Here is a 17,229-nt window from a genome sequence, read left to right on the forward strand (position 1 = left end):
GCACCTCCCTGCGCGCCCCCGTGCCCCAGCTCGGCACCGGAACCGGCACGGCCGGCGGGAGGCCGTGTGCCGCGTGCGTCGTCCGGCCCCCGCCTGCGGCCGCCCCGTGCGGCAGTTCGGGCCGTGCGGCCCCGCCGCCCGCCCCGTGCGGCAGTTCGGGCCGTGCGGCCCCGCCGCCCGCGTCGTGCGGAAGCTCGGGCCGTGCGGCTTGCGCCTGGTGGCAGTTCGGGCTGTGCGGCCCGCGGTGCGGCTTGTGCCGACGACGGTCCGGGCCGGGCCCGGGCCCGGGCCGGGGCCCGGACCGTGCGGCGTCGGCGCTCAGGTCTCGCGGAGGGGCTCGTACGCCTCCCCGGCGAGGCCGAACGTCCAGGCGACGCCCTCGCGGGCGGTCCGGGTGCGCGGCGGAACCCGCAGCCAGTACGTGCGGAACGTCCCGTCCGGCTCCGGCGTCGAGTTCACCACCTCGACCATCACCACCGGCTCGTCGTCCACCAGGTCGATGCGCCACAGCACCCCCGCCTCGTCCCGGTGCAGCGGCCGCGCGCCGGAGTCGGCGAGATAGCGGTCGTAGCCGTAGTGCTCCAGCATCACCCGCCGCAGCTCCGCGTTCTCCTCGCCGCGTATCCGCTCCGGCGTGAGTGACGGCAGCTCCGCCAGGAACGCCGCGGGCACCGGCATGCCACGCCAGGCGTACAGCGCGAACCCGTCCGGGTAGGCGAGCGCAGGGCCGTCGCCGCGGTCGAGCCGCCCGTTCTCGTCCCGGTGCAGCTCCTCCGGACGCTCGCAGATCACCGCGGCGTTCTCGTAGGGCCACCACCAGCCGGCCGCGCCCGCCACCGCCGCCACCCCGTCCAGCGGAGCGCGGTCCGTGTCGAAGGCGGACAGCCAGGCCGCCTCGTGCTGGCCGAGCACCGCGTCGAGGAGCAGCAGGCGTATCCGCGTCCGTGACGCCGCGTCGTCCCCGGCCAGTTCCTCGGTCAGCGCCGCGGCGATCCGCTCGGTGAGCAGGCGGGTGGTCTCCCACAGCAGTCCGCCCGTCGCCGCCCAGTGGGCGCCCCAGCCCGCCGGCCCCAACGCGGCGCCCAGCCGCTCGCGTTCGGCCGCCCACGGCGCCGTGCGCACGGCGTCGCGCACGCTGCGCCCCAGCCCTTCCGAGACCGGCAGCAGGGTCACGGCCTCGCGGGGCGAGGCGGCCCACACGATCCGCTCCGGTCCGGACAGTCCCGCCCTGCGGTAGGCGAGGCGCACGCCCTCCTCCGCCGCGGCGCGGTCCGCCGGACCCGTCCGGGCCGCCGCGCGGCGCCATCGCGCCACACCCTCGGCCGTGATCACCTCGCCGGTCGTCGTCGCGTCGCTCGTCATCGTCGTCTCCCCGCCCCTTCGCGCCACGTGGCCCTGCCGTCCCGCCCGGTGCTCCCGGTGCTGCCTCAGTCCGCCACCAGCCGCACGGAACCCGGCACGTACTCCCGCTGCCTGATCACCCGGTACCAGCCCTTCGGCAGGGGTATCGCCGCGTGCTCCTCGTGCACGACCCGTCCCCCCTCCGGGAGATGGAGCAGCAGCGGGCCGAACGGGCCGCTCTCGCGCACCAGTCGGCCCGCGCCGACCACCGCGTGGGCATGACCGGTCACCTCGCCCAGAGCGAGCACCAGCCGCCCCCGGCCGTCCCTCGCCTCGCCCGGCGCGTCCACCGCCTGACGCGGCACCGCCTCGGCGGCCACGGGCACGATCAGCACGTCTCCCTGCCGGTACACAGAGCTCTCCCCTCGACTCCGTGCCGGGGCCGTCGCCCGGACACGTCTTCGACAGTAGGAGCCGCCACCGACAACGCACCGTCGCGGAACGTCCCCGCCGTCGTCACTGTCGGTGGCGCTTGGTAGAACTTCCGACGGAGCGGCAACTCAGCTGTTCGAACCGGGGACCGTCAGGAGAGCGCGCGCATGACCGTCAACCACCACCTCGACGAGCTGTACGGCCTGCCCTCGTTCACCTTCCCGGAGGCCGGGCAGGAGAGCGCGATGCCCGAGCCGGAGACCGTCGCCTGGCGCCTCTCCGTCGACGTCTACGACTCGGACGAGGAATGGGCGCAGGTGTTCGCCCGGTTCGCCGGGGCCGTGGACCTGGCCCGCGTGCGCGCCCTGATCGTCGGCGCGTGGAACGACGCCTACGAGAAGTCCAGCAAGGAGATCGTCGAAGCGATCGTGGCGGCCCGCGACCGGCTCCCCGCTCTGCGCGCCCTCTTCCTCGGCGACATGACGAGCGAGGAGTCCGAGATCTCCTGGATCATCCAGTCGGACGTCACCCCGCTCCTGGAGAGCTTCCCCGGACTGCGCTGGTTCGGTGTACGCGGAGGCAGCGGCCTCGTCCTCCCGCCCGTACGTCACGAGGCGCTGGAGACGCTGGTGGTGGAGACCGGCGGCCTCGGCGCCGAAGTGGTGCGCGGCATCGCGGCGAGCGACTTCCCGGCGCTGGAGAACCTCGACCTGTGGCTGGGGTCCGACATGTACGGCGGTGACGCCGAACCCGGCGATCTCGAACCGATCCTGGCCGGCACCCGGCTGCCCTCGCTGCGGTACCTCGCGCTGCGCAACAGCGTGATCCAGGACCGGATCGCCGAGGCGCTGGCCGGCGCCCCGGTCGTGGCCCGGCTGGACGTGCTGGACCTCTCCATGGGCACCCTGACGGACGAGGGGGCGGCCGCGCTGCTGGCGGGGCAGCCGCTCACCCACCTCAGGAAGCTGGACCTGCACCACCACTACCTGGGCGCGGACCTGAGGGCCCGTCTCCGGCAGACGCTCGAACCGGCCGGCGTCGAACTCGACCTCGACGAGGACGACGCCGAGTCCTACGAGGACGAGGACGAGATCCACCGCTACATCGCCGTGGCCGAGTGAGCCCGGCCGTGAGCTTCCCCTCCGGCCGTCTTCAGTGCTTGACCGGCCTGCCGGTCTTCGCGCTCCCCGCCCTTGGGCAGGGCGACGGGCCCTTCCCCTCTCCGGGCCCGGTGGCCCGGCGCCTGCGCCTGTCGGGACGTCATGTCTCCGTCGCCGAGTGACCGCCCCACCCGGTTCGCGGTGGTCGGCAACCCGGAGAACCGCCGGGTCGCCCTCTTCGCGGCCGCGGTACGCGAGGCCGGGCTGCCCGCGCCGCGGGTGGTGCCGTGGCTGGACGTCCTGCGCGACGGCGGGGCGCGGTTCTCCGCCGAGGAGACCGTCCGGCTCGACTCGCCCGGCGAGAACCCCGAGGTCGACCGGATCCTGCGCGGCGTCGACGATCCCGCCCGGGTCGAGGGCTCGGCGCGCTGGTACCGGCACTTCACCGCCGCCGCCCGCACGCTGACCGGCGGCCGCCGTCTCGACGACGCCACCGAACTCGCTGTCCTCTTCGACAAGCGCCGCTGCCACGCCGTGCTGCGCGAGGCCGGGGTCCCGGTGCCCGCGTCGCCGACCTCCGGCCCGGACGCGCCACCGGTCCGCGGCTGGGACGACGTGCGGACGCTGATGCGCGAACACGGCATGCCCAGGGTCTTCCTCAAGCTCGCCCACGGCTCCTCGGCCTCCGGGGTGCTGGCGATCGAGTCCGCCTCCGGCGGCCGGTTCCGCGCCACCACCTCGGTGGAACGCGCCGGTGACGGGCGGCTGTTCAACTCGCTGCACCTGCGACGCCACGACGACGAGCGGGAGATCGCCGCCGTGGCCGACACGCTGGCCCCCGACGGACTGCACCTGGAGCGCTGGGTGCCCAAGGCGGCCGTCGACGGCCGGACCTGCGACCTGAGGGTGGTGGTCGTCGCCGGGCGGGCCACCCACGCCGTGGTACGCACCAGCCGGTCGCCCCTGACCAACCTGCACCTCGGTGGCGAGCGCGGCGACCTGGCCGCCGTCCGAACGGCCGTCGAGGCCGCCGGCGGCGACGTCGCCGACCTGCTCGCCGTCTGCGAGCGGGCCGCCGCCTGCTTCCCCCGCACCCTCTGCGTGGGCGTCGACCTGCTGCCCGCCGTCGGCTGGCGGCGCTTCGCCGTCGGCGAGGTCAACGCCTTCGGCGACCTGCTGCCGCGCCTCACCGGACTGCCCGGCAGCGGCGCCGAGGGACTGGACACCTACGCCGCCCAGATACGCGCCGCCCGGCACGCCGCAACGTCCCCCGCACCACCGCACAGTACGAGGAACCTCCATGCCCCCGCAGCCACCGCCGCTCCTCGCTGAGCCGGACATGAACGAGATCGTCGGCAGCCACGACCTGCTGATGGTCACCCTGGACACCCTCCGGTACGACGTGGCCGTCGAACTGGCCGAGGCCGGGCGCATCCCGAACCTCGCCCGCCACCTGCCCGGCGGGCGGTGGGAGGAGCGGCACGCGCCGGGGAGTTTCACCTACGCCTCCCACCAGGCGATGTTCGCCGGTTTCCTCCCCACGCCGGCCCGGCCCGGCCCCCACCCGCGGCTGTTCGCCGCCCGGTTCGCGGGCAGCGAGACCACGGCCTCGCGCACCTTCGTGTACGACACCCCCGACCTGGTCACCGGACTGGCCGGGGCCGGGTACCACACGGTGTGCGTGGGCGGGGTCGGCTTCTTCAACCAGCAGGGCCCGCTGGGGTCCGTGCTGCCGGGCCTGTTCGCCGAGTCGCACTGGGAGCCGGAGTTCGGCGTGCCCTCGCCCACCTCCTTCGAGGCCCAGGTGGCCTGCGCCGAGAAGGCGGTGGCCCGGCTCCCGCGGGAGCGGCGGCTGTTCCTCTTCCTCAACGTCTCGGCCCTGCACCAGCCCAACTGGTTCCACCTGCCCGGGGCCACCCGGGAGGACGGGGACACCCGGGCCAGCCACGCGGCGGCCCTGGAGTACGTGGACCGGCACATCGGCCGTCTCTTCGCCGCCATGAGCAGCCGCCGCCGGTGCTTCGCGCTCGTCTGCTCCGACCACGGGACCGCCTACGGGGACGACGGCTGGACGGGTCACCGCCTCGGCCACCCCGTGGTGTGGACCGTCCCCTACGCCCACTTCTTCCTCGACCACGACGAGGCAACGCGATGAACGCCCCGGCCCCCACCCCCGCCCCGGCCCCCGCCGTCACCCCCGCCGCTCCCGGGGCGGCCCCGGCTCCGCGCCCGTACAGCCAGTACGTGTACGCCTACCCCCACAAGACGGCCTACCGCCGCCTGGATCCCCGGCCGGCGCTGCGCGACCTGTGGGCCGGCGAGCCCAAGGACGCGCTCTCGCTCTACCTGCACATCCCGTTCTGCGAGGTCCGCTGCGGGTTCTGCAACCTGTTCACCCGGATCGGCGCCCCCGAAGGGCTGACCGGCGCCTACCTGGACGCCATGGACCGGCAGGCCTCCGCCGTGCGCGAGGCCCTGGGCGACGAGCCGGTGCGGTTCGCCACCGCCGCGTTCGGCGGCGGCACCCCCACCTTCCTGACCGCCGCCGAGCTGGAGCGGCTCTGCGACATCGCCGAGCGGCGCACCGGCGTGGACCTGCGCGCCGTCCCGCTCTCCGTGGAGGCATCGCCGGCGACCGCCACCGCCGACCGGCTCGCCGTCCTCGCGGAACGCGGCGCCACCCGGCTCAGCCTGGGCGTCCAGAGCTTCGTCGACTCCGAGGCGCGCGCGGCCGTCCGCCCGCAGCGCCGCGCCGACGTAGAGGCCGCCCTCGGGCGGATCCGGGAGGCCCGGATACCTGTCCTGAACATCGACCTCATCTACGGCATCGACGGCCAGACCGAGCGGACCTGGCGCGAGTCGCTGGACGCGGCGCTCGCCTGGAACCCGGAGGAGATCTACCTCTACCCGCTCTACGTCCGCCCGCTGACCGGCCTCGGCCGGCTCGGCGCCGCCGCGGACGCCGCCTGGGACCGGCAGCGCCTGGCGCTCTACCGCCTGGGCCGCGACCACCTGCGCGAGCGCGGCTACGAGCAGCGTTCCATGCGCATGTTCCGCCGCGCCGACGCCCCCGCCGTCGGCGAGGAGGACTACGCCTGCCAGACCGACGGCATGATCGGACTGGGCTGCGGCGCCCGCTCCTACACCCGGGCCCTGCACTACTCCTTCGACTACGCCGTGGACATGCGGGAGATCCGCGCCATCGTCGACGACTGGACCACGCGCCCCGCCGAGGAGTTCGGGTACGCCGAGTACGGCCGCGAGATCGACGCCGTCGAGGCCCGGCGCCGCCACCTCCTCCAGTCGATGCTTCAGGCCGACGGCATGGACGAGGCCGACTACCGCGCCCGGTTCGGGGCGGGCCCCGAGGCGCACTTCCCCGGGGAGCTCGCCCGTTTCGCCGCCCGCGGCTGGCTGGACGGGACCGCGCCCGCCGGGCTGCTGCGGCTCTCCGAGGAGGGCCTGGCCCACTCCGACGCGCTCGGCCCCGAACTGTTCTCGCCGGCGGTCCGCGCCGCCATGGCCGCCTACGACCTGAAGTGAGCGGCCCGCGATGGATCTGACGCTGCTGTACCGGGGGCCGCTGGCCTCCTGCGACTACGACTGCCCCTACTGCCCGTTCGCCAAGCGGCGCGACACCCCCGCGCAGCTGCGCGCCGACCGGGCGGCCCTGGAACGCTTCACCGACTGGGCGGCCGCCCGCACCGAGGACACGCTCTCCATCCTGTTCACCCCGTGGGGCGAGGGCCTGGTGCGCTCCTGGTACCGGCGCGCCGTGGTCCGGTTGTCCCGGCTGCCGCACGTGCGCCGCCTCGCCGTGCAGACCAACCTCAGCTGCCGCACGGACTGGCTGTCCGAGGCCGACCCCGACACCGTCGCCCTGTGGTGCACCTACCACCCCGGCCAGACGCCCTACGACCGCTTCCTCGCCAAGACCCACGACCTGACCGCGCGCGGAGTGCGCTTCAGCGTGGGCGTGGTGGGCCTTCCGGAGCATCTGGAGCACGCCCGGCGGCTCCGCGCAGATCTGCCCGAACGGGTGTACCTGTGGGTCAACGCGGCCGAGGGGCACACCTACACGGACGAGGAGGCCGACCCGTGGACCGCGCTGGATCCGCTGTTCCCGTACAGCCGGCATCCGCACCGCAGCGCGGGCCTGCCCTGCCGGACGGGGGAGTCGGTGATCTCGGTGGACGGCGACGGAACGGTCCGCCGGTGCCACTTCGTCCGTGCGGAACTGGGCAACCTGTACGACGATTCGTTCCGTACGGCTCTGCGCCCCCGTGCCTGCCCGCTCGCATCCTGCGACTGTCACATCGGCTACGTCCACCTCGAGACGCTGCCGTTGTACGACGTCTTCGCCGGCGGGGTCCTGGAGCGGATCCCCGCCGACGTCCCGTCGGCGGGCCTGCCGGTGCGACTCGAAACACCGAGGCGCTATTGACGCGTCCATGACGGATCGGCTGGAGTGGGGGCGCCCGCATGAAACGGCCGCCCCCGCGGCCGCTCCGGCGACCTGGAGGAACTTTTGAGCACACGAACGGCGCTCCACACGCGTACGGCCCGCTTCAGACGTACCGCCGTGCCGGCACTGGGCGCGGTGCTGGCGGCCGCCCTGATGGTGACGAGCGCCCCCGCCGGCGTCGCGGCCCCCGCCCCGGACCGCGGGGCCGTCGCCGAGGCGGAGGCCGGGTCGGTGGCGCGCGCCTTCGCACGGTCGGCCGCCGAGTACGGGGTGCCCCGTGACCTGCTGGTGGCCGTCGCCTACGGCGAGAGCCGTCTGGACGGCCACCACGGCGAGCCCAGCCAGGCCAACGGCTTCGGCGTGATGCACCTGGTCAGCAACCCCGACCACCGCACCCTGGAGCAGGCGGCCGGTCTCACCGGACTGACCCGGGAGCGGCTGCGCGAGGACACCGCGGCCAACATCCGCGGCGGCGCCGCCGTGCTGCGGGCCCTGGCCGACGAGCGAGGCCTCGGCGCCTCCGACCGCCGGGACGCGGCCGCCTGGTACGAGACGGTGGCGGCCTACGGTGGCGCGAAGGACGACCGGGCCGCCCGGCTCTACGCGGACGCGGTCTACGACTTCCTCGGCCAGGGCCTGACAGCCCGCACCGAGACCGGCGAGACGGTGACGGTGACCCCCCGGGCGGTCGAGCCCGACCGGGGGAAGCTGGAGCGTTCGACGACCGGCGAGTTCGGCATCCAGAGCACCGACTACGCGCCGGCCCTGTGGGTCCCCGCCGACGCCTCCAACTACACGGTGGGACGCACCTCCGCCATCACCCACGTGGTCGTGCACGTCACCCAGGGGTCGTACGCGGGGTCCATCAGCTGGTTCCAGAACCCGTCCTCCGACGTGAGCGCGCACTACACGATCCGCTCCTCGGACGGCCAGGTCACCCAGTCGGTCCGTGAGAAGGACACCGCCTGGCACGCCCGGTCCGGGAACGCCTACAGCGTGGGCATCGAGCACGAGGGGTACATCAGCGAGCCCAAGTGGTTCACCGACGCCATGTACCGCTCGTCGGCCGCCCTCACCAAGAACCTCGCCGACCGGTACGACATCCCCAAGGACCGCACGCACATCATCGGCCACGTCGAGGTGCCGGGCAACGACCACACCGACCCCGGGCCCTACTGGGACTGGACGTACTACATGCAGCTGGTCGGCGGCACCAACACCGGTGGCCAGGTCCAGCTCAGCTTCCCGGCCTACACCTCGATCAGCGCCGGCTCCACCGGTGACCTGGTGCGCGCCGCCCAGTACCTGCTCAACCAGCAGGGCCACAACGCCGGCACGGTCGACGGCATCTTCGGCTCCGGGACCACCGCTGCCGTGAAGTCCTTCCAGACCGCCAAGGGCCTCACTTCCGACGGCGTGGTGGGCGCCCGCACCTGGACGGCGCTGCTCTCCGCCGGGACGAAGCCGGTCCTCCAGCAGGGCAGCTCGGGCGCCGACGTGCAGCGCCTGCAGCGCGCGCTGACCGCGGCGCTCGGCCGGACCGTGAGCGCGGACGGCTCCTTCGGCTCGGGCACGGCGACGGCGGTCCGCGACTACCAGACGAGCCGCGGCCTGACCGCCGACGGCATCGTGGGCTCCGGCACCTGGGGAGCCCTCCAGGCCGGTCGCTGACAGCCGCCCGCCGAACCCCCGCTCCGCCGGACCCCCGCTCAACCGGCGGCCCACCGCCCTCCCGGCGGTCCGCCACCGGTCTCCTCCGGGCTCTGTCCGGGGGCCGTCACCCCCGCGTGCCTGCCGCGCGGGGGTGACGCCCTTTCCGGCCCCCCGCCCCACAACTGCCGTGCCGTCACGTAATCTTCACGGTCGCGGACCGTTGTCGGAGGAACAGTGTGGAGGGGGCCGGCCGGTGGCTGAGGAATCCTTGGGGCCGCGGGTGCGGCTGCCGCAGCTGAGGCTGGACGAACTGCTGGGCGAGGTGCAGGCCCGGCTGGACGCCGCCAGGGGTACCCGCGACCGCGTGCACAGCCTCCTGGAGGCCGTCCTGTCGGTCGGCCGGGAGCTCGACCTGCAGCAGGCGCTGCACGGCATCGTGGAGGCCGCGGCCGTCCTGGTCGACGCGCGGTACGCGGCGCTCGGCGTGATCGGCCCGGACGGACGGCGCCTGTCCGCCTTCCACACCATCGGCGTGAGCGACGAGCAGATCGCCGAGATCGGACCCTTCCCGGAGGGGCACGGCATCCTCGGCGAGCTGATCCGTCACCCCGAACCGCTGCGGCTCACCAAGCTGTCCGAACACCCCGCCTCGTACAGCTTCCCGCCCCACCATCCGCCGATGAACAGCTTCCTGGGCGTCCCGATCCGGGTCCGCGACCAGGTCTTCGGCAACCTGTACCTGACCGAGAAGCGGGGCGGGGCGCAGTTCGACGAGGACGACGAGTCCGTCCTGTCCACGCTGGCCGTCGCGGCCGGTGTCGCCATCGACAACGCCCGCCTGTACGAGGAGTCGCGGCTGCGTGAGCGCTGGCTGCGGGCCAACGCCGAGATCACCCACAGCCTGATGTCCGGCACCGGCCGTTCCGACGTGCTAGGCCTGATGGCCGAGCGGGCCCGGGAGATCACCGGCGCCGCCCGCGCCGTGGTCGCGGTGCCGCTGGACGACGACGGCTGCCTGCGGGTGGAACTCGCCACCGGCGAGGGCGCGGACGAACTCGGCGGCCTGATCCTCAAGGTGGGGGAGAGCCTGCTGGGCCGCTCCTTCTCGACGGCCGCCCCGGCCTTCTGGGCGGACCGCCCGGCGGACGGCGGGGGGCTTCCGGACGACGTCTCGCTGCTGCCCGGCCGGGGTCCGGCCGTCGCCGTGCCCATCGGGGACGGCGGTCAGGGCGTCCGCGGCGTCGTGCTGCTGGCCCGTCAGGCGGGCGGATCGGCCTTCACCGGCGACGAGACCGAGCAGCTGCAGGCCTTCGCCGCGCAGGCGGCGATCGCCATGGAGCTCGCCGAACGCCGTCGCGACGCGGAACAGATGGCGGTGCTCCAGGACCGCGACCGCATCGCCCGCGACCTGCACGACCTGGCGATCCAGCGGCTCTTCGCCACCGGGATGACGCTGCAGAGTGCGGGGCGGTTCATCGAGCACCCCGTCGCGGCGGACCGGGTGCTGCGGGCGGTCGACGACCTCGACCAGACCATCAAGATCATCAGGTCCACCATCTTCGGACTGCGCGCCCGGGCCGGCGAGGGCACCGCCGGCCTGCGCTCGCGCCTGGTGGGCGTCGCGGGCGAGGCCGCTCCCGTCCTCGGGTTCGCGCCGGGCGTGCGGATGGAGGGACTGGTGGACACGGTCGTCCCCGCCCGCCTGGCCGACGACCTGGTGGCGGTCCTCTCCGAGGCCCTGACCAACGTGGCCCGCCACGCCCACGCGGACCGGGTCGACGTGGTCGTCGAGACCGACGGCCGTACGGTCCGCCTCACGGTGACCGACAACGGCGTCGGCCTCACCCCGGGCGGACGGCGCAGCGGCCTGCGCAACATGACCGAACGCGCCGAACAGTGCGGCGGCGCGCTGCGGCTCGACACACCGCCGCAGGGCGGCACGGCGCTGACCTGGGAGGTCCCGCTGCCGGTCGAGGGCTGACAGTTCCCCGACCGGGGCGGCCCCTGCGGTGCCGTCCGTCCCAGGAGTCGAAGAGGCTGCGGTGCGGCATGTCCTGGGGTCGGTGGGCGGCAGGGGGCGGATCACCCCTAGGGCCCCGTCGCGCGGGTACGCGGCGGCCCGAGGCGATCGGCCCGCCGTCGTGCGCCCGCTGTCGGACCGTCGTGGGAAGCTCCGTGGATGGAATCCGCGAAGGTGATCGAGACACTGTGGGCCCGGATCCAGGACCGGGACTGGGCGGGCGTCGGTGAGCTGCTCGCGGAGGACCTCGTCGTCGAGTGGCCGGTCAGCCTCGAACGCATCGTCGGCCGGGAGAACTTCGTCGCGGTGAACCGCGAGTATCCGCAGGGCTGGTCGATCCGGGTGCTCAAGGTGGTGGCTGAGGGCGACGAAGTCGTCTCCGAGGTGGAGGTACCGCACGACAGCCTCGGCGTCTTCCGCGCGGCGTCGTTCTGGACCGTCCGTGACGGACGGGTCGTCCGCGGCACGGAGTACTGGACGGGCGTGGGAGCGGACCCGCGGCCCGCATGGCGCGCGTCCCTCGCCGAACCGATGTGAGGGAGCGGGCCACTTCCGAGACCTCGACGTCCTTGGGGGCCCGGCGACGACCTCCGGGCCCCGGCGAGGGCCGGCGTGGCTCAGAGGGTGTCGAGGAAGGTCAGCAGCGCCTGGTTGTAGGCCCGCGGGTTCTCCAGGTTGGGCAGGTGCATCGCCTCGGGGACGCGGACGCTCTCGCCGCGCTCGACCGCACCGGTCACCGCCGCCGTCGCGGCGAGGAAACCGGGGGAGTCGTGTTCGCCGTCCAGCGCCAGCACGGGGACCTTCGCCAGTTCCCCGAGGCGCGCGGGCACGTCGGGGACCATCACCAGGAGGTTGGGCTCGTCCGGCGTGTGCTTGGCCATCGTGCCGGCCAGCGCCTTCCGGAGCAGTTCCACCGCCTCGGGATCGTGGCGGTGCATCGAGGAGAGCGGCCAGTCGGGCGGGAACGTCGGCATCGGCGGCGGCTCGTTCGGGTCATGGCCCGGCGGAAGCGGCATGACCCCTCCGCCGGAGATCACCAGCGCCCGCACGAGGTCCGGGTGTTCCAGCGCGGTCTCCACGGCGATGCCCGAGCCCATGGACACGCCCACCACCACGGCCGGTCCGGCGTCCAGGTGGCGGATCAGGGCCGCCACGTCGTCGGCCACGCGGAAGGGACGGCTCGCGTTGGCCGAGCGGCCGTGCCCGCGCAGGTCCATCGCCACCACGTGGAAGCGCTCGGACAGTTCGGGGACCTGCCACCGCCAGACGGTGTGGTCGGCGAAGCCGGAGTGCAGGAGGAGGACCAACGGGCCGTCGCCGGGGCCTGCTTCGGTGTAGGCGAGCTCACCGTCGTCACTGAGGAACGTCTTCATGACAACCAAGGTGTCATTGTTTCGCGGAGTTGACAACCGGGGTGTCATAATCGGGGCGTGGACGACGTGAGCGAAGAGCAGCTGCCGACGACCGGCCCCATGGACCCCGACGCCCGGGCCCGCCGGCTGACCGAGGTCTTCGACCTGGTCGGCCCGCTGTACCACAAGGTGTTCCGCAAGGTGGAGCAGGAGACCCCGGTCGACGGCGTGAGCGTCGGCGTGCGCGCCGTCCTCGACCTCCTGGACCGGCACGGCCCGCTGACCGTCCCCCGGATGAGCCGCGCACAGGCGCTCAGCCGCCAGTTCGTGCAGCGCATGGTCAACGACGCCGTCGCCCGCGGCTTCGCGGAGAGCCGGCCCAACCCCGCGCACCGGCGCTCCCCGCTGATCGCCCTCACCCCCGCCGGTGCGGAGGCGGTGGCCGCCGTCACCGCCCACGAACGCACCCTGCTGCGCCAGGTCGACGGCGACCTCACCCACGAGGACGTGGACGCCTGCCTGAAGGTCCTGGGCCGGATGCTGGACCTGTTCGCCGACGTGGACATGGAAGGCTCCGTCCCGCTCGCCCCGCCGCGCGGGCGGGTCGAGGAGGACCGGCCCTGACCGCGGCCCTCGGCCCTGACCCCGGCCCTCGGCCCTGACCCCGGCCACCGGCCCTGCCCCCGGCCGGGCGGCAGGCGCCCACCTGGTCAACTCCACCACCGGCGGTCAACTCCACCACCGGGCAACGCCCTTGTCCGGATGCCCGCTTGTGGATCTTCAGTCGGGGAGATCTACGGAGGGCGTCGCGGCCGCAGGGCCGCAGCAGCGCGGGGGCGCCGACCGCCGGTCCTGCGCCAGGGGCGGGAGGAACCCACGACATGCTCTCCACCGACATCACCGGGGCGCTCGACGACATGCCCCCGCATGCCTCGTCGGAGTACCACGCGCGGGCGGGCGCCCTCTGCGACCGGCTGACCGAGGAGGAGATGACGGCCCTCGAGGCGCTGATCACCGACCCCGGCAACCGCAAGCGCGGCTTCGACGCGCTGTACGTCCTGCTCGCCCGGCACCGCCGGTCGCTGGACTCCGACCGCTTCCGCCGCCTCTACGAGCGCCACGCCGGCCACTTCGACGACGTGCCCATGCGGGCCGTGCTCGACTCCGACATGGCCATGCTGCACCCCGGCGGCCCGGACCTGCCGAGCTCGGTCGAGTTCGCCGCACGCGCACTGGACGCCTACCCCAACAACCAGCCCCTGGTGGCCCACCACGCCCGCACGCTGGCGGAACTGGGCTGGTCCGGCGTCGAGGTTCCCGAGGCGGACCTGGCCCAGGCGCTGGCCCGGGTGGAGCGCTCGATCGAGGCGGACCCGGAACGGCCGAGGTTTCGCGCGGTCAAGGGCCAACTGTGCGCCCTGCTGGGCCGCTACGAGGAGGCCGAGGCCGCGATCCAGCGGGCCATGGAGCTCGAGGACTCCGGCCTGAACGGCTACGCCATCCGGGTCATCGAGTACCAGCGGCTGCGCGCCGACGTCCGTCTTCGCGCGGAGACCGGCCGCATCCGGCAGTCCCTGCACGAGACGACGCGGCGGCTGGAGCAGGAGATGGACCAGCGGCTCACCGCGGTGGCCGAGGCCATCCGGCAGCGCGAGGAGGGCGAACTGGCCAAACTGCGCTCGGAGTCGCTGGGAACGCTGGGCCTGCTCGCCGCGGTGATCGCGTTCATCGTCACCAGCGTCCAGGTCGCCGACAAGATGCCGCTCTCCGACGCCCTGCGCCTGCTGGCCGGCATCGCCGGCGTCCTCACGCTGGTCTTCACCGTCTTCGCCGGCGTCTACGCGGCGGTCCGCTCCTGGTGGCTGGCCGCACCGGTACTGCTGGGCTTCGCGCTCTTCACCTACGCCACCCTCGGCTGACCGGCCGCGGGTCCGCCTGGTTTCCCGGAGTCGATGGTGATACTCCGTGGACGGCTCTATGTTGAAACTTCGTGCGAGGCGCAACGGTTCGAATATCAGCGGAGCACAACGAAGTTGACTCACGGGGGTGGTCACTGTGGCATGGGACGAATGGGATCAGCTCAAGCGGCAGGCCGCCGGTCACCACGGTGACGGCGGCCACATGCGGTTGAACCAGCTGCCGGCGGAGGGCGGCGGCGGTGGGGGCGGCCAGGACCTTGTCGTCCGCCAGGACGACCTGGGTGCCGTCGGCCATGAGGCGTTCGAGCTCCACGCCGACCTGCGCGAGAAGGCGGACGTCGCCGGGATGGGCCTCGACGACCAGGGGTCCGGCTCGTCCATGAGGGCCGCCACCGAGCTGAAGAACTCCAACTTCGCCATGGGCGACAGCCTTTCGCTGACCGTGGAGGTCTGGACGGGGCAGCTGAAGTCGCTTCTCGACGCGTGTGCCCACATCTCGAACCACCTGGACTTCTCGAAGAAGCTTCACGCGAACGACGACGCGCAGGTGGAGGCGTCGATCAGAGGGCGTGACGGCTCGGGGGCGCCTGTCTCGGAACTGGACAAGTACTTCAAGTAGCAGCGGGGGATCGCTTTGTCCGGCATCACCATGACCGACCTGACCGAGGTCGACCTCGGGAAGCTGAAGACCGCCGTCGACGACTGGAAGAAAATCGTCGACGACCTCAAGACGCTGGCCGAGCGGGCCGACAAGGGCATGCTGGCCAGGTCGGAGTCCGCGCGTTGGGCCGGCGTCAACTCCGACATCACGCGGCCGTTCGTCCGCAAGACCGCCAAGGAGTTCTCGGACGCCCACGCCGAGGCGAAGAGCATCTACCAGGTCATCGAGGACGGGCACAGCGAGCTGCTCGTTCTCCAGAAGAAACTGGCGGCGGTGAACCAGGACGCGGCCCAGCACGGGCTGAGGGTCGCCGACAACTTCGACGGCAGTGTGCGTGTCTTCCATCCCCGCGACCGTACGTCGAACGACCAGCACACCGACGCTGAGCGGAAGGTGGCGCAGGGCTTCGCCGACCGCATCGCCGAGATCGTCTCGCACGCCCGGGAGATCGACGACTCGGTGACCATGGCATTGGGCAGAAGCCACCGGGGCGACACGTACAACTTCGGCCACGACACCTACACCTCGCTGGACGACGCCCAGGCGCAGCGCGCCGAGGAGCTGGCAAAGAAGAGCCTGCGGCTCTACAAGGAGGGGAAGGAGCTCTCGGAGGACGAACTCCGCGAGCTGGCGACCCTCGTCAAGTACAACGCGGACGACAAGGGGTTCGCGACCGATCTCTATCGCTCCCTCGGGCCGGAGGGAGCGCTGCGTTTCCAGGCGCAGTTGTCGCTCGACGGCACCGCCGAGGGCGGCGAGCAGATGCGGCTCGCACGGACCATTCAAACCGGCATGGGCACGGCACTGGCCACCGCCATCCCGGGCCTGGGCGACCAGTGGACCGACGACCTGATCAAGCTCGGCAAGACGGAACTCGACCTGCAGATGTCCGGAAACCGCGTGGCGCCGATGGGCTACCAGGTCCTCGGCAACCTGCTGCGCGAGGGAGAGTACCCGAAGAAGTTCCTCGACAAGGTCGCCGACGACATGATCGCCTACGAGCGGGGCGGCGGCAGTTGGAGCCGGCCGGACGGCAGCTACTCAGGCATGAAGGACTTCGGCCTCAACGCCACCGGCCAGGGCGGGCGCGGCTGGGATCCGATGACCGGGCTGCTCGAGGCCTACGGGCACAACCCCGACGCCGCGACGGACTTCTTCGGTCGCAACGCCGCCGGTCCGGGCAAGGAGATGACCAACCTTCATTACCTCCTCGGAGACCTCGGCGGCCCGGACGGGAACGAGCCCAAGCGTGACGGCGCGCGGCAGTGGATCCCCGACGTGACAGCCCCGATGGCCCAGGACAAGATCGTCTATCACGGCAAGGACGCACTGGGGCATGCCCTCGAAGCCGCGGTCACGGGTCTCCCGTACGACCACGCGGGGACGGGGACGCACCCGGAGCACACTCCCGAACGTCAGGCGATCATGCAGGAGGTCGTGCGAGAGGTCGCCTCCGACCCCAGCCTGTCCGACGACCTCATGGCGGACAGCTTCGGCCGTATGGCAGGCGAGTACATGCCGGAGATCAACGCGACGCTGCGCCAGTCCGACGCCTTCGACGACCTGTACGGCAATCCCCGGAAGTTCTCCGACACCCTTGCCACCGTGGAGTTCCTCGACGCGGTCGGGCGCAACCCGGACGGATACGCGGAGGCGACGCTGGGCGCGGAGAACTACTCCGCGAGCCTGATGCAGGACGTGGTGGCCCACCCCGAGAGCCACACGGGAGTCCCGGCCGAAAACCTCAAGCACGTGGCACGGGGCACCGGAACGATCGAGGGAATCCTGGCCGGTGCCCGGCACGACGAGATCATCACGGGCCAGCAGCAGAGCGACAAGGACTACAACGAGGCTCTGCAGAAGAAGGCCGACCTGTTCAACTCGGTCTTCGGCTCCACGGTCGGCCTTGCCACCGAGCGGGTACCGATCGCCGGTGAAGTGATCAACGGCGTCACCGAACACGTCGTCGGGGCGGCCGTTGAGGGCGCTGAGCGCAACACCGCGGCCAAGGGAGCGCACGAGGCCGGCCAGACGTCCTTCAACGGACGCCAGAACGCCATGGACCAAGCGGCCGCCGGCCTGAGGGCGGCGGGGGACCCCGCAGGTGTGGACCCGTCCGAACTGCGCATGGACGTGTCGGAGGAGGCGGGTGGTGGCTTTGCCGAGGGCCGCGACCTGCAGCGACAGGCGAAGGACCACTACCAGCGCAACCCTCCGAAGTGACAGTGGTGACAGGACCGTGATGACCGGCCCTCTCCCGCCGGACGGGTGAGGAAGAGATGGGGA

Annotated in this window: 15 protein-coding genes; 12 read left to right on the plus strand and 3 right to left on the minus strand. The window is 72.9% G+C overall.

Annotation, left to right across the window (positions count from 1 at the left end; translation table 11 throughout):
* Positions 1-318: 318 nt before the first annotated feature.
* Together ABT026_RS20240 and ABT026_RS20245 are read right to left on the minus strand one after the other, a co-directional pair.
* Positions 319-1,362, minus strand: coding sequence for a DUF6745 domain-containing protein (locus ABT026_RS20240; protein ID WP_351116084.1), 1,044 nt, complete (start codon positions 1,360-1,362; stop codon positions 319-321).
* Between the two features lie 65 nt (positions 1,363-1,427).
* The gene (locus tag ABT026_RS20245) at positions 1,428-1,754 is read right to left on the minus strand and encodes a DUF8820 family protein (protein ID WP_351116085.1); all 327 of its coding nucleotides are present in this window, start codon (positions 1,752-1,754) and stop codon (positions 1,428-1,430) included.
* A 186-nt stretch (positions 1,755-1,940) separates the two neighbouring features.
* Here ABT026_RS20245 and ABT026_RS20250 point away from each other — a divergent pair, with 186 nt between their 5' ends.
* The 8 genes from ABT026_RS20250 to ABT026_RS20285 all read left to right on the plus strand — a co-directional run bounded on the left by ABT026_RS20250 (position 1,941) and on the right by ABT026_RS20285 (position 11,548).
* Positions 1,941-2,894 carry an STM4015 family protein gene (locus ABT026_RS20250; RefSeq protein ID WP_351116087.1) on the plus strand — a complete coding sequence of 318 codons (954 nt, stop codon included), beginning with the start codon at positions 1,941-1,943 and terminating at the stop codon, positions 2,892-2,894.
* Positions 2,895-3,035: 141 nt separating this feature from the next.
* Positions 3,036-4,205, plus strand: a complete 1,170-nt coding sequence (locus ABT026_RS20255) for an STM4014 family protein (protein ID WP_351116088.1) — start codon at positions 3,036-3,038, stop codon at positions 4,203-4,205.
* A gap of 7 nt (positions 4,206-4,212) precedes the next feature.
* Complete coding sequence (locus tag ABT026_RS20260) at positions 4,213-5,028, plus strand: STM4013/SEN3800 family hydrolase (RefSeq protein WP_351116186.1); 816 nt, start codon at positions 4,213-4,215, stop codon at positions 5,026-5,028.
* Positions 5,025-6,416: an STM4012 family radical SAM protein gene (locus ABT026_RS20265; RefSeq protein WP_351116090.1), complete on the plus strand. Its 1,392-nt coding sequence runs from the start codon at positions 5,025-5,027 to the stop codon at positions 6,414-6,416. The genes ABT026_RS20260 and ABT026_RS20265 overlap by 4 nt, the downstream gene beginning before the upstream one ends.
* 10 nt (positions 6,417-6,426) lie before the next feature.
* Positions 6,427-7,317 (plus strand): STM4011 family radical SAM protein, encoded by an 891-nt coding sequence (locus tag ABT026_RS20270; RefSeq protein ID WP_351116091.1) that lies wholly within the window; start codon positions 6,427-6,429, stop codon positions 7,315-7,317.
* Between the two features lie 174 nt (positions 7,318-7,491).
* Positions 7,492-9,009, plus strand: coding sequence for a peptidoglycan-binding protein (locus ABT026_RS20275; RefSeq protein WP_351116187.1), 1,518 nt, complete (start codon positions 7,492-7,494; stop codon positions 9,007-9,009).
* A gap of 235 nt (positions 9,010-9,244) precedes the next feature.
* Positions 9,245-10,972, plus strand: a complete 1,728-nt coding sequence (locus ABT026_RS20280) for a GAF domain-containing sensor histidine kinase (RefSeq protein WP_351116093.1) — start codon at positions 9,245-9,247, stop codon at positions 10,970-10,972.
* A 198-nt stretch (positions 10,973-11,170) separates the two neighbouring features.
* Positions 11,171-11,548, plus strand: a complete 378-nt coding sequence (locus tag ABT026_RS20285) for a nuclear transport factor 2 family protein (protein WP_351116094.1) — start codon at positions 11,171-11,173, stop codon at positions 11,546-11,548.
* A gap of 80 nt (positions 11,549-11,628) precedes the next feature.
* On the opposite strand, the gene ABT026_RS20290 is transcribed toward ABT026_RS20285, so the two are convergent.
* Positions 11,629-12,384 carry an alpha/beta fold hydrolase gene (locus tag ABT026_RS20290; protein WP_351116096.1) on the minus strand — a complete coding sequence of 252 codons (756 nt, stop codon included), beginning with the start codon at positions 12,382-12,384 and terminating at the stop codon, positions 11,629-11,631.
* A 99-nt stretch (positions 12,385-12,483) separates the two neighbouring features.
* Between ABT026_RS20290 and ABT026_RS20295 the strand changes: the two genes are divergently transcribed.
* From ABT026_RS20295 to ABT026_RS20310, 4 genes are all read left to right on the plus strand, one after another.
* Entirely contained in the window at positions 12,484-12,987 is a 504-nt protein-coding gene (locus ABT026_RS20295; RefSeq protein ID WP_351116189.1) for a MarR family winged helix-turn-helix transcriptional regulator, read from the plus strand.
* Positions 12,988-13,244: 257 nt separating this feature from the next.
* Complete coding sequence (locus tag ABT026_RS20300; protein ID WP_351116098.1) at positions 13,245-14,282, plus strand: hypothetical protein; 1,038 nt, start codon at positions 13,245-13,247, stop codon at positions 14,280-14,282.
* A 136-nt stretch (positions 14,283-14,418) separates the two neighbouring features.
* Positions 14,419-14,901, plus strand: coding sequence for a hypothetical protein (locus tag ABT026_RS20305; RefSeq protein ID WP_351116099.1), 483 nt, complete (start codon positions 14,419-14,421; stop codon positions 14,899-14,901).
* A 30-nt stretch (positions 14,902-14,931) separates the two neighbouring features.
* Complete coding sequence (locus ABT026_RS20310; RefSeq protein ID WP_351116100.1) at positions 14,932-17,166, plus strand: hypothetical protein; 2,235 nt, start codon at positions 14,932-14,934, stop codon at positions 17,164-17,166.
* Positions 17,167-17,229 lie beyond the last annotated feature (63 nt).

This window comes from Streptomyces sp. NPDC002734, from assembly GCF_040295685.1.
Classification (GTDB): Bacteria; Actinomycetota; Actinomycetes; order Streptomycetales; family Streptomycetaceae; genus Streptomyces.

Excerpts from the sequence above, each read along its gene's own strand:
- ABT026_RS20275 (WP_351116187.1), top strand. The coding sequence starts at position 7,492 with ATGGTGACGAGCGCCCCCGCCGGCGTCGCGGCCCCCGCCCCGGACCGC.
- ABT026_RS20240 (WP_351116084.1), bottom strand. The coding sequence starts at position 1,362 with ATGACGAGCGACGCGACGACGACCGGCGAGGTGATCACGGCCGAGGGT.
- ABT026_RS20255 (WP_351116088.1), top strand. The coding sequence starts at position 3,036 with ATGTCTCCGTCGCCGAGTGACCGCCCCACCCGGTTCGCGGTGGTCGGC.
- ABT026_RS20270 (WP_351116091.1), top strand. The coding sequence starts at position 6,427 with ATGGATCTGACGCTGCTGTACCGGGGGCCGCTGGCCTCCTGCGACTAC.
- ABT026_RS20310 (WP_351116100.1), top strand. The coding sequence starts at position 14,932 with ATGACCGACCTGACCGAGGTCGACCTCGGGAAGCTGAAGACCGCCGTC.
- ABT026_RS20260 (WP_351116186.1), top strand. The coding sequence starts at position 4,213 with ATGAACGAGATCGTCGGCAGCCACGACCTGCTGATGGTCACCCTGGAC.
- ABT026_RS20250 (WP_351116087.1), top strand. The coding sequence starts at position 1,941 with ATGACCGTCAACCACCACCTCGACGAGCTGTACGGCCTGCCCTCGTTC.
- ABT026_RS20285 (WP_351116094.1), top strand. The coding sequence starts at position 11,171 with ATGGAATCCGCGAAGGTGATCGAGACACTGTGGGCCCGGATCCAGGAC.
- ABT026_RS20265 (WP_351116090.1), top strand. The coding sequence starts at position 5,025 with ATGAACGCCCCGGCCCCCACCCCCGCCCCGGCCCCCGCCGTCACCCCC.
- ABT026_RS20300 (WP_351116098.1), top strand. The coding sequence starts at position 13,245 with ATGCTCTCCACCGACATCACCGGGGCGCTCGACGACATGCCCCCGCAT.
- ABT026_RS20295 (WP_351116189.1), top strand. The coding sequence starts at position 12,484 with ATGGACCCCGACGCCCGGGCCCGCCGGCTGACCGAGGTCTTCGACCTG.
- ABT026_RS20290 (WP_351116096.1), bottom strand. The coding sequence starts at position 12,384 with ATGAAGACGTTCCTCAGTGACGACGGTGAGCTCGCCTACACCGAAGCA.